Origin of the sequence: Gemmata sp. (assembly GCF_051859125.1) — a bacterium.
Classification (GTDB): domain Bacteria; phylum Planctomycetota; class Planctomycetia; order Gemmatales; family Gemmataceae; genus Gemmata.
This window is the reverse complement of record NZ_JBHYGG010000101.1, coordinates 62870-73972: the sequence shown is the minus strand read 5'-3', so window position 1 is coordinate 73972 and position 11103 is coordinate 62870. Positions and strand designations below refer to the sequence as shown.

The 11103-nt window shown below is 70.3% G+C and carries 13 protein-coding genes and 1 tRNA gene; 4 read left to right on the top strand and 10 right to left on the bottom strand.

Annotated features, from left to right (window positions below):
* Window positions 1–89 precede the first annotated feature (89 nt).
* On the bottom strand, window positions 90–326 hold the full coding sequence (locus ACTIGN_RS11085) for a hypothetical protein (protein WP_439623754.1): 237 nt from the start codon (window positions 324–326) through the stop codon (window positions 90–92).
* Window positions 323–1339, bottom strand: a complete 1017-nt coding sequence (gene aroF / locus ACTIGN_RS11080; protein ID WP_439623752.1) for a 3-deoxy-7-phosphoheptulonate synthase — start codon at window positions 1337–1339, stop codon at window positions 323–325. The genes ACTIGN_RS11085 and aroF overlap by 4 nt, the downstream gene beginning before the upstream one ends.
* A gap of 222 nt (window positions 1340–1561) precedes the next feature.
* On the opposite strand from aroF, the gene ACTIGN_RS11075 reads away from it, so the two are divergent.
* Both ACTIGN_RS11075 and ACTIGN_RS11070 read left to right on the top strand, forming a co-directional pair.
* A complete protein-coding gene (locus tag ACTIGN_RS11075) occupies window positions 1562–2422 on the top strand; it encodes a DUF6585 family protein (protein WP_439623750.1) in 861 nt (286 codons plus the stop codon).
* 45 nt (window positions 2423–2467) lie between these two features.
* Window positions 2468–3382, top strand: a complete 915-nt coding sequence (locus tag ACTIGN_RS11070) for a hypothetical protein (RefSeq protein ID WP_439623748.1) — start codon at window positions 2468–2470, stop codon at window positions 3380–3382.
* A 357-nt stretch (window positions 3383–3739) separates the two neighbouring features.
* Here the strand turns inward: ACTIGN_RS11070 and ACTIGN_RS11065 are convergent, their stop codons facing one another.
* The 6 genes from ACTIGN_RS11065 to ACTIGN_RS11040 all read right to left on the bottom strand — a co-directional run bounded on the left by ACTIGN_RS11065 (window position 3740) and on the right by ACTIGN_RS11040 (window position 9273).
* A complete protein-coding gene (locus tag ACTIGN_RS11065; protein ID WP_439623746.1) occupies window positions 3740–4579 on the bottom strand; it encodes a DUF3472 domain-containing protein in 840 nt (279 codons plus the stop codon).
* Window positions 4580–4621: 42 nt separating this feature from the next.
* Entirely contained in the window at window positions 4622–5137 is a 516-nt protein-coding gene (locus tag ACTIGN_RS11060; protein WP_439623744.1) for a 2,4'-dihydroxyacetophenone dioxygenase family protein, read from the bottom strand.
* Window positions 5138–5249: 112 nt separating this feature from the next.
* Window positions 5250–5969, bottom strand: a complete 720-nt coding sequence (locus ACTIGN_RS11055) for an SDR family NAD(P)-dependent oxidoreductase (RefSeq protein WP_439623742.1) — start codon at window positions 5967–5969, stop codon at window positions 5250–5252.
* Between the two features lie 120 nt (window positions 5970–6089).
* On the bottom strand, window positions 6090–6479 hold the full coding sequence (locus tag ACTIGN_RS11050) for a RidA family protein (protein WP_439623740.1): 390 nt from the start codon (window positions 6477–6479) through the stop codon (window positions 6090–6092).
* A 1129-nt stretch (window positions 6480–7608) separates the two neighbouring features.
* Window positions 7609–7818: a hypothetical protein gene (locus tag ACTIGN_RS11045; RefSeq protein ID WP_439623739.1), complete on the bottom strand. Its 210-nt coding sequence runs from the start codon at window positions 7816–7818 to the stop codon at window positions 7609–7611.
* Window positions 7819–8034: 216 nt separating this feature from the next.
* The gene (locus ACTIGN_RS11040) at window positions 8035–9273 is read right to left on the bottom strand and encodes an ornithine cyclodeaminase (protein WP_439623737.1); all 1239 of its coding nucleotides are present in this window, start codon (window positions 9271–9273) and stop codon (window positions 8035–8037) included.
* Window positions 9274–9349: 76 nt separating this feature from the next.
* Here ACTIGN_RS11040 and ACTIGN_RS11035 point away from each other — a divergent pair, with 76 nt between their 5' ends.
* Entirely contained in the window at window positions 9350–10165 is an 816-nt protein-coding gene (locus tag ACTIGN_RS11035; protein WP_439623735.1) for a tRNA(His) guanylyltransferase Thg1 family protein, read from the top strand.
* A gap of 62 nt (window positions 10166–10227) precedes the next feature.
* Window positions 10228–10301, top strand: a tRNA-His gene (locus ACTIGN_RS11030).
* Here ACTIGN_RS11030 and ACTIGN_RS11025 read toward each other — a convergent pair.
* Entirely contained in the window at window positions 10297–10887 is a 591-nt protein-coding gene (locus ACTIGN_RS11025; RefSeq protein WP_439623758.1) for a tyrosine-type recombinase/integrase, read from the bottom strand. The genes ACTIGN_RS11030 and ACTIGN_RS11025 overlap by 5 nt on opposite strands.
* Before the next feature lie 46 nt (window positions 10888–10933).
* Window positions 10934–11101, bottom strand: coding sequence for a hypothetical protein (locus ACTIGN_RS11020; RefSeq protein WP_439623733.1), 168 nt, complete (start codon window positions 11099–11101; stop codon window positions 10934–10936).
* Window positions 11102–11103: the final 2 nt, after the last annotated feature.

The following is an 11103-nucleotide window of genomic DNA, read 5'->3' as shown; positions in this document are numbered from 1 at the left end:
GGCGCGCGGGGGGCGTGAGCCCCCCGAGTGAACCGCACTGGCGTGACCGCGGGGGGCTCACGCCCCCCGCTCGCCACATTCGCCGCCCCTCACAGCTCGGGCCAGATCCACAGCAGGACCGCGAAGTGGATCAGCACCGCGGCGAAGATGAGCGCCACGAGCCGCCACGACGGCAGGTCCGACGCCGCGGCCGGGTCCGCCGGCGCGTCGACGGGCGCGTTCGGCCCCTCGCGGTTGGTCCCGAGGACGAGGACCGCGAGGAGCCCCACGAACCCCACCGCCACCAGCGTCATGCACACCGGGAAGCACGCGAGGAGTGGGGTCACGCCAGGGTCCGCCCGAACGCCGGGGCCAGGTCGCGGAGCCGCTCGACGAGCGCCTTGAGCCCCGGGAAGTCGAGCGACTGCGCGCCGTCGGACATCGCCTTGTCCGGCTCCGGGTGCGCCTCGACGAGGACGCCGTCGGCCCCGGCCGCCAGCGACGCCAGCGACATCGACGGGACGTACGCCCGCTTCCCGGTGCCGTGGCTCGGGTCCACGAAGATCGGCAGGTGCGTGAGCGCCTTCGCGGGCGGGATCACGCCCAGGTCGAGCGTGTTGCGGCTGTGGTCCGAGAACGTCCGCACGCCCCGCTCGCACAGGACCACCTGGTAGTTCCCGCCGGCCATGACGTACTCGGCGGCCATCAGCCAGTCGTCGAGCGTCGCGCTCATGCCCCGCTTCAGCAGCACCGGCTTGCGGCACAGCCCGACCCGCTTGAGGAGCGAGAAGTTCTGCATGTTCCGGGTGCCGATCTGGATGACGTCGGACGCCTCCTCGACGGCCGCGGCGTACTCGGTGTCCATCAGTTCGGTGACGATGGCGATGCCGGTACGCTCGCGGGCCTTGGCGAGGATCTTCAGCCCCTCGGTGCCCATGCCCTGGAAGGCGTAGGGGCTGGTCCGCGGCTTGAATGCCCCGGCCCGCAGGAACTTCACGCCGATCGACATCAGGAACTCGGCGGTCCTGAGGACCATGGCCTCGTTCTCGACCGAGCACGGGCCGGCGACGACGGTGAACGTCCGCGGGCCGACGGTGCCCTGCGGGAACGCGATGCTCGTGTCGTCGCGCTTCATCTCGCGGCTGGCGAGCTTGTACGGCTTGGTGACGCGGATGGCCTCCTCGACGCCGGGGAGCACCTCGAACAGCGCCTTGCTGACGGCCCCGGTGTTCCCGGTGATGCCGATGGCGGTGCGGGTGGCCCCGGGCATGACGTGCGGGGTGAGCCCCTGCCCCGTGATGACCTCGACGACGCGGGCGATCTCCGAATCGGCCGCGTGGGACTGCATGACGACGAGCATGTTCCACCAGGGGAGTAGGCCGCGTTCAAAGTAGGCGACTCGCTCCGCGAGCCGCACCCCGGCGGGCGACCCGGACCGGGGACCGCGGCCGGTGTCAGTCGCGGAACGAGTGACCTACATTACGGAAGGAGGGCCGGTCCGTCGCGACCGGCGATCCGAACTCCGCGTTCCGGGCCGGATCGCGTATTATACGGCAACGCTCGCTCCCCCGCCGAGGGCCGGATGGATTACGCGGACGACGACCACCTGACCCGCTCGCTCACCGAACTCGGCGACCCGGACGCGCTGTTTGGGATCAGCCGGGGCCGGTTCCTGGCGAAGCTCGGCCTGGGCCTGGGCCTGATGCTGTTCGGCGTGGTCGCGAACTACTTCTGGTGGTTCCGCGGGCCGGCCGGGTTCGGGCACCTCGAACTGCTGGTGCTCATCGTGGTGCCCCTGTCCGGCGGGGCGATGCTGGTCCACATGTACCGCGAGCGCGGGCTGCACGTCCTCGTGTACCCGGCCGGGCTGCTCCGGCTCCGCCGCGGCGAGGTCGACTCGTTCCCGTGGCGCGAGGTCGATCACGTCCTGCTCAACGTGAACCGGGCGGGGGACGCCGAGTTCGTGCGGGGGGCCGACGGCGAGCCGCTGGCGTGCTGGCTCCCGGTGGACGTGCCGACGTTCCAGCTCTGGAAGGCCGGGCTCACGGTCGCCCGCGGGGACGGCGTGGCCGCGCACTTCGGCCCGGCGCTGACGGACTACGCCGCACTCGCCGAGGAGGTCCAGCGCCGGACGTTCGAGGCGCTGTGGCCCGAGGTGTGGGCGAACTTCGCGGCCGGGCGGACGATCGAGTTCGGCGACATCGAGGCGACCCGCCGCGGGCTCCAGTACAACGGCAAGGCGCTCCCGTGGGCCGACGTGAAGGAGCTGGCGGTGGCGCAGGGGAAGCTGAGCGTGAAGCAGGGCGGCAAGTGGCTCCCGTGGGTGCTGGTGGACGTGAAAGAGGTTCCGAACCCGCACCTCCTGTTCGCCCTCGTTTCCGAGGCCCGCCGGCTCGCACTCGCCCCCCAGCTCGGGGAACCGCCCGCGCGGGCCGCCGAGTGACTCCCGACCCGAACTCGCCCCGAACTCGCCCCCCGAGGTGCTCCCATGTCCGACGACTTCGACAACCCGCACGGCGAGGTCGCCGCGGGGCTCCCGAGCGGGTTCCGGGCGGCGGTCACGCACGCGCTCGCGGACCTCAACTACACGGTCGCCTCGTGGGAGCCCGACGGGGTGAACGTCGTCCCGCCGACCGGCAAGGGCGACGAGCAGTACATCGGCCTGTCGAACCTGTACCGCCGCGCGAGGGCGGTCGAGAAGGCCGAGTGGCCCGCGATGATCCGCGAGTTCCTCGGGCACCTCACCGGCGTGCTCGCGGGGCCGAAGATCCCCGACGACCTCACCGCGGTCGCGGACCGGCTCCGCCCGCGGCTCGGCCGCCCGTTCTCGCGGCAGGGCAAGACGCACCCGTGGGGCGTGCCGCTGCCCGGCACCGGCCTCGAGATCAACCTCGTGATCGACTTCCCGCACACGATGGCCTACGTCACCGACGACATGCTCAAGAAGACCGGGCGGGCCGGCGACGACCTGCTCGACGGGGCGCTGGGGAACCTGCGCGCGAACACGCCCGACGACTTCCTCGAACCGGTGAGCGACGAGATCGACATCCGCATCGGGCACACCGGCGACGGGTACGACGCGGCCCGGGCGCTGCTGGTGGAGGACCTGATGCCCGAGTCGCCGGCCGGGTTCTGGGTCGCGGTCCCGAGCCGCGACGAGCTCGCGGTGTGGCCGGTGTCGGTGGCGGCGCTGGAGAAGATCCACGTCATCAAGATGTTCGCGCGCGACAACTTCGCGAACCACGCGTACCCGGTGAGCGAGGACGTGTTCTGGGTGTGGCGCGGCGCGTGGTACCCGTTCGGCATCAAGATCAGCGACACCGAGCTGACCGTGTCGCCGCCCGACGAGTTCATGGTCGCGCTGGAGTCGCTCAACGGCGGCACACCGGGCGGCGAACCCTGAGCGCCAGCGAGGGGGTGCGCTACCCCCTCGCTGGCGCTTCAATTTGCGCGTCGGGGCGTCGTCGGACGAACGGGTTCTGGCAGAGGTGGTCGCCCCTCACCCGCGACTCGAAGACTCGTCGCGACCTCTCCCCGTAGGAACGGGTCGAGGTGTTGCCCCCGCGCTTCTCGTGAGCAACGCGGTCGGATCAGTTCTCATGAAGTACGGCGAGCCCCACCTCGCCCCGTTCCTACGGGGAGAGGTCGCCGCGGGGCTCTGGCCGCGGCGGGTGAGGGGCGGCCGCCTGAACATGCACATCAAGCGACCACGCCTCCGATCGCAACTTCAAAATTGGCGCTCGGGGTTCGCCAAGCAACCTCACTCCACCTTCGGCATCCCGTCCGGCACGGTCCGCTTCGGGTCGGCGGGGAGTTCCATGGCGCCGTTGAGCTTGGTGCCGGTGTTCTTCGTGTCGCCGCCGGTGGCGAGGAAGAACCGGCCGTCCCTCACGCCCGCGTTGATGTTCGTTGCGGGGTTGCTGTCGCCGGTGAACCGCGCCTTCGGGGCCGCCTGCCAGTCGCCCTTCACCGGCTTCACCCAGGCGTTCCCGAACTGCGCCACGCGGGCCTTCGTGGCCGAGACCTTGTCCCGCTTGAAGTCCTCGACGAACGAGTAGTACCCGCCCAGGTTCTTGCCGCCGGTGATGGTCGAGAACGTGACGAGGTGCTTCCACTCCTTGTCGGTCGTCGGGCGGAAGTACCCGGAGTACTCGTTCCGGTCGCCGTTGATCTTGGATGTCACCAGGAACGAGTAGGTCGCGCCGTCCTTCCAGTCGAAGTCGAGGAACGACTGCCCGCCGGTGCCCTCGCCGCCGAACCGCCCGATGCGGACCTTCTCGTCCTTGTGCAGCAGCTTGACGCGCTTCTCCTCGTCCACCTTCTTCGGGTCGTTCTGGCCCGAGTCCCACACCGAGAAGATGACGACCTTCTTGCCGCCGCCCTGCTCCTGGATGCCGAAGTACCCCTTGTTCCAGCCGATCGCACAGAAGTACGTCCCGGGCGCGGACGTCTCGACGGTCACCTCGTTGTAGAACGCCGTGCCCTCGGGCGCGGGGTAGCCGAGGTGGACGGACCGGCACGCGACGCCGGCGAGCTTCTCGTCGGCACTCAGGAGCGCGATCGGGGCGAACAGCAGCAGTGCGGAGAGGGAGCGAATCATGAGGGTCTCGGGGGTCGGAGGAGCGACACCCCGTAGACGCCGCTACCGGATGAACTGTTCGACGAAACCGCCGCCGAGGCCGACCGCCTCGTAGTGCGCCCGGCACTTCGCGAGCCGCGTGAACACGTCGTCGTACCCCATCACCTTCCCGTCGGGGTCGACGTAGATCATGGCGCCGTTCACCTGGAACAGCGTGACCATCTCCTCGACGTGCGGGTCCACGACGAGCGTGTGCGTCTCGCCGGCGGTCTCGTACACGTAGCTCCCCTCGCGCGCGACCCAGTCGTGTTCGAGGTACCGCCACTCGCCCTTGAGGACGTACCCGTGGACCGGTTGCGGGTGCCGGTGCCGCGACAGCACCCCGGCCCGCCGCACGCGGAGCAGGTTGCACCAGTAGCCGCGCGACACGCACAGGAGCAGCGGGCGGAACCACACGTTCGGTTCGACCGGCACCCACACCCGCTCGTCCTTCGGCACCACGTCGGGGACGACGAGTTCCGCCGCGGCCTCGGGCGGCTGCGGGTGCCGGTACGGCTGCCACTTCTCGGCGTCGGACACGGAGCCCTCCTTCGTCGGGAAGCTCGAAATTCGAAGCACGAAATCCGAAACGAAGAGCCGGCTTCGCTTGTCTTTCTTTCGGATTTCGTGCTTCGAATTTCGAGCTTATTCCTTATACGCACAGGTACCCGCCGTCCACCGGGACGACGGTGCCGGTCACGAACTTCGCGTCGTCGGACAGCAGGAACGCGACCACGCCGGCGACGTCGCTCGGCTTGCCCCAGCGGCCCATCGGCGTGCGGGCCCGCAGCGCCGCGGAGCGTGCGTCGTCCTCGGCGAGCGGCCGCGTCATCTCGGTCTCGATCCACCCCGGCGCGACGGCGTTCACGCGGACCCCGTCGGCCGCCCACGCCGCCGCGAGGCTCTTGGTGAGCTGCGCGACGCCGCCCTTCGACGCCGAGTAGCCCGGCACGAACGCCGACCCGAAGAACGCGAGCATCGACGCGGTGTTCACGACCGCACCGCCCGCGGCGACGAGCGCCGGCTTCGCCGCGAGGCACACCCGCATCGTCCCCACCAGGTTCACCTCGACCGTTCGGCGGAAGCCGTCGATGGTGAACTCCGCGCCGGCCCGCTGGATGACGCCGGCGCAGTTCACGACCCCCGCGAGTCGCGGCAGCGCCGCGATCACGCGAGCGACCGACTCATCAGATGTCACGTCGAGTTGGACCGCCTCGATGCCGGGTTGCGGGGCGAACGCGGAGACCTCGTCGGCCCCGAACCCGCCCGCGACGACGCGGTACCCGCGCCCGGCGAGGTGCCGCGACACGCCCTCGCCGATCCCGCGGGTGCCGCCGGTGACCAGCACCACCCGTTCCGCGTGGGTGCTCATGGAACGGCCCTTGTGCTGTGTGGAAGCCCGCTCTCTGTAGCCGGCCTCTGTGAGGCCGGTGCTTGGGGACTCCCGAAGGCCCGGCCTCACAGAGGCCAGCTACAGAAGAGGCTGCGGGCCTCACCCCGGGATGATGGCGTCGGCCTCGATCTCGACGAGCATGTCGGGCGAGATGAGCTTGCTCACCTCGACGATCGCGGTCGCCGGGAGAGCGTTCTTGAAGAACTCGCCGTGGGCGCGGCCGGCGGGCTCCCATTGGGAGATGTCGGTGAGGTAGATGCGGGTGCGGACCACGTCCTTGAGGGACGCGCCGAGCTTGCCGAGGGCGGTCTCGATGTTCTTGAGGGTCTGCACGGTCTGGGCGGCGACGTCGCCGATCCCGACGAGTTTGCCGTCGGGGCCGGACGCCGTGGTGCCGGAGACGAACACGAACTGCCCGACCTTCACGGCCCGGGAGTACCCGATGATCGGTTCCCACTTCGAGCCGGTCGAGTAGGTCTCGCGCTTCATGTGTGGCTTCTCGGTGCTGGGGACGCGGCGCGAGCCCACCGCCCGCTCCGCAGGCCGATTGTCTTAGAAGCGGTGGCGGAATGGGCGAGGTGGGTCCGCCCCGCCGGTGACGGGGCCTCGCGTTTTTCCCGCGATTCGCGTTTGACGGAGCCGCGATCGTTCGGCATGTACAGATGTACCAAAGTTCGCACCCGGAGCCCCAGGGTTCGCACCCTGGGCTACGGACTGTCGTCCCTCCGGGACTCAAAACCTCGGAGCCCCCGGAGGGGGCGGCAGTCCGTAGCCCAGGGTGTAAACCCTGGGTCTGTGATGCCCACCCGACATCCCCTTTCCCCCGAGTGCCGTCATGCCCGCCGTCACCCTCGACATGGAGGCCGTGCTGTCCCGCGCCGCGGACCTCCGCGCCGAGGGCTCGACCTGGGCCGCCGTCGCCGCCGCGCTCGACATGGACGCCGACGAACTCAAGGCGCTGTGCCGGTTCAACCCGGCGTACCAGCGCGCCGCCGCACGGGCGCGGCGCGAGGTGATCGCCGACGCCGCGGCCGAGTCCATGCGGTTCCTCCGCAAGCGGCTCCGCGGCGACGACGTGAGGGCCGCGCGCCGCGCCGCCGAGACGCTCTCGCGGGTGTGCATGACGCGAATCCGGCACCGCCGCCCGGTGAAGGACCGGCCGCCGCGCGTGGACCCGCGCCTCGAAGGGCTGCGGCCCGAGGACGCCGAGGAGGTATTGTTCCAGTGCGCGATGACCCCCGAGGAGCGCGCCCGGCACGCGAAGATCGAGGCCGCGTGCCTCCCCGACTTCGACCGCGGCTTCGCCCTGGCCCACTCCGACATGCTCACGCGCCACAAGCTCAAGAACCCGCCGCCGCCCGACGCCGACGGTCCCGACGCGGCGGGCACCGGCGTGCCGCGCGCCCCGCAATCACCGCAATCACCGACCTGCGGCTCAGTAGACGCCCGCGGCGAGTGCGAGTCAGGTGGTGCGGAAAGTGGCTTTGCGATGGATCGGGCCAACCCCGAGCGCCAGCGAGGGGGTTCGCGTCACCCCCTCGCTGGCGCTCAGGGTTCGCCCGGTACAACAGCGTCTCGGGACGAACTCAAGGGTGCGAAGTGTGATCGGCAGACGGTTTCAGTTCCGCTCGGCCGCTGCCGTGCGCGAGCCGCTGTGCCGGGCGGCGCGGACGCGGTCGAGCACGCAATCGCTGTCCCAGGTCTGGGTGGCGAGGTACCGCACGAGCAGGAGGATCTTCACCTCCTCGATCTCGGCGGCGGTGAACCCCTCGGTCCCGGGAGCGGGAACGGTGCGGCGGCGGTCAACGGTGGTGGCGGGTGCGGTCATTCGTCTCCGGGGCGGTGCGCCCGTGATGGGTCTCAACTCAATGAAGGTGACACCCGCCCGAGCCCCGCGGTTCGCGCCACCGGACCACACCGGGCCTGGTGGACCGGCACCGGTCCGAGCCCGAGCGCCGAGCGAGGGGCGAGCGTGAACCCTCGCTCGGCGCTCGGGCTCGGACCAGAAGCCCCGCCCGCGGGTCCGCTGCACCCGGACCCGGTCTCACGCCCCGCGGGTGCGGTCGAGTTCGGCGACGAGCGCCCGGATGAACGGCTCGGCGTCGGACACGATGCCGACGGTCTGCGTGCTCCCGCGGTCCATGAGCTTGGTCACGGTCGCCGGGTTGATGTCCACGCACGCGACCTTCACCGCCGCCGGCAGCAGGTTGCCGACGGCGATCGAGTGGAGCGTCGTGGCGACCATCAAGCAGAACCCGACCCCGGGGAGCAGCCGCCGCATCGCGTCCTGGGCGACCAGCGAGTCGGTGACGACCTCGGGCAGCGGGCCGTCGTCGCGGATGCTCCCGGCCAGCACGAACGGCGTGCTCGACTTGACGCACTCGTACATGATGCCGGACGACAGCTTCCCCTGCTCCACCGCCGCCCGGATGCCGCCGATCCGGCGGATGGTGTTGATCGTCCGCAGGTGGTGCTCGTGCCCCTCGTGGGTCGGGATCCCCTGGTCGAGCGAAACGCCGAGACTGGTGCCGTAGAACGCCTGCTCCATGTCGTGGGTCGCCAGCGCGTTCCCGGCGAACAGGACGTTGATGAGCCCGTCGCGGACGAGCCGCGCGACCAGTTCGCTGCCCCCGGTGTGGACGACCGCCGGGCCGAGGACGGCGAGCACCTTCTCCCCGGCGGCCCGGGTCTTCCGCATCGCGTGGGCGATCTCGCGGACGCTGACCGCCTTCGGCCGCTCGCTCGACACCGGGCTGGCCATGAACTCGAACAGCTCGTGCTTCCGCATCTCGGACTCGGGCGGCAGCACCCGGGTGCCCGTGCGGCCGACGACGATGCGGTCCCCGACGCGCACGGAGGTCATCGGGACGCACCGGGCCGCGCCGCCCTCGGGGTCCACGAGGATGCCGCAGTCCATCTCCTGGTCCTCGACGTCGATCCACTCGCCCCCGAGCTTGAGCTGGGTGCGGAAGTTGGTCGAGCAGTAGAACCCGTCGGGGAACGCGCCGCCGACGTCGGCGGCGACCGCGACGCAGTCGGCGGCCTGGGAGGGCACGGCCCCGTGCGGGTGGACCTCGGCGAGGATCGCTTCGAGCTGCTGCGGGGACGCGGCCCGGACCTCGATGCGGACGAAGCTCGGGTCGTCCTGCTTCTCGCCGAGCCGCAGGGTCTCGATGTGGTACTGCCCGCCGCGGGAGAGGATCGCGTCGAGCACCTTGGGCAGCAGGAGCGAGTCGACGATGTGCCCGGTCATCTCGACGTGTTCGACGAAGCTGGCCGACATGGCGTGAACCTCCGGGGGAGTGTCGCACTCTCCTTCTTACCCGGAGCGGGACCCGGAAACGAGGCGGGGGGACGCGATGACCGACGGCTTGGGCGACCGGATGAAGCGGTACGAGGCGGCCGAGGCGGGCCGGCGGCTGATGCCGCTGCTGCCGGTCCTGGCCCGGCTCGACGGCCGCGCGTTCCACACGTTCGTCCGCGGCCTGGACCGCCCGTTCGATGTGCGGCTCTCGCGGCTGATGGCGGACGCGGCCCGGTTCCTGGTCCGCGCGACCGGCGCCGAAGTCGGGTACACGCAGTCGGACGAGATCACGCTGGCGTGGGTGCCGGCGGGGTTCGAGAGCCAGGTGTTCTTCGACGGCCGGGTGCAGAAGATGGCGTCGGTGTTGGCGGCGCTGTGCTCGGCGCACTTCACCCGGCGGCTCCCCGAGTTCCTCCCGCCGAAGTACGCGGCCCGGCTCCCGGTGTTCGACGCCCGGGTGTGGAACGTGCCGACGCTGGACGAAGCGGCCAACACGTTCCTGTGGCGGGAGCGGGACGCGACGAAGAACTCGGTCTCGATGGCGGCCCGTGCGCACTACGACCACGCGGACCTGCACGGCAAGACCGGCGCGGAGATGCAGGCGCTGCTGTTCCGCAAGGGCGTGAACTGGAACGACTACCCGGCGTTCTTCAAGCGCGGGACCTACGTCCGCCGCGAGACGGTGCGCCAACCATTCGCAGCGACCGAACTCGTCAACCTGCCGCCGAAACACGCGGCACGAGCGAACCCGGACCTGATCGTGGAACGTTCGGAGGTGGTAGACCTGGCGCTCCCGCCGCTGTCGCAGGTGCGCAACCGTACGGGCGTACTGTTCGGGGGCGAGGAACCGCAGGTGGAAACCACCCGTTGACGCTGACACGGGCGGGCGGTAAGAATAATTACGCGGGCGGGATTTCGAACCGACCGATGACGGTGGCTGTAGCTCAGTTGGTTAGAGCGCCAGATTGTGGATCTGGAAGTCGCGGGTTCAAATCCCGTCAGTCACCCTTTACCGAAGCACTGCAATCTCAAGGGGTTGCGGTGCTTCTTCAGTTTCCGGCCCGCGTCAGAATAACCCCTCAGTACGGCCTGGGTACGGCCAATCGGCGGACTCACCCGAACAGTGACCCGGCCCCGCTCGCCAGCTTGGCGTCGTCGGGCATCAAGTGCGCGTACACCGTCAGGGTCATCGACACGCCCGAATGTCCGAGCCGGCGGGACGGCCTTGAGGCTGTGCCCGGCCGCGACCAGGGCCGAGGTCCGGGTGTGCCGCAGGTCGTGGAACCGGATCCCCTCGGGGACGAGCTCCGGGTGCGCCTTGGCCTCGTCCGCCGCCATCTTCTCGGCCTTGTTCGCTCGGGCGACCAGGGTGCGGAACTCGCGGAGCGCGTTCGACCGCTGGAGGTGCACCCCGGCCTTCGTGCCGAACACCGGCCCGGTCACCGTCCCGGCCTTGAACCGGGCAGCCCGGTGCTCCTGAAGTGCGGTGAGGGCGAACATCGGCAGGGCGACGACGCGCTTCCCCGACCGGCACTTCGGCTCCTTCAGGATGAACTGCTTCTTCACCTGCGAGAGTGAACGCCGCACGTCGATCGTCCCCTTGTTCAGGTCCGCGGCGGCCCACGTCAGGGCGAGTAGATCACTTCGACGGGAAGTACGCCGCCGTCACCCACAGCAGCACGCCGAGCAGCACCACGCCGAGGAGCAGGCTCCCGGCGATGAGCTGCTTCTCGACCGGCAACAGCGGCTCCGCCTCGACCCTGGCGATTTCGTCGGCCGTTTCTTCGTCCGTTGGTTTCGGGTCCACGC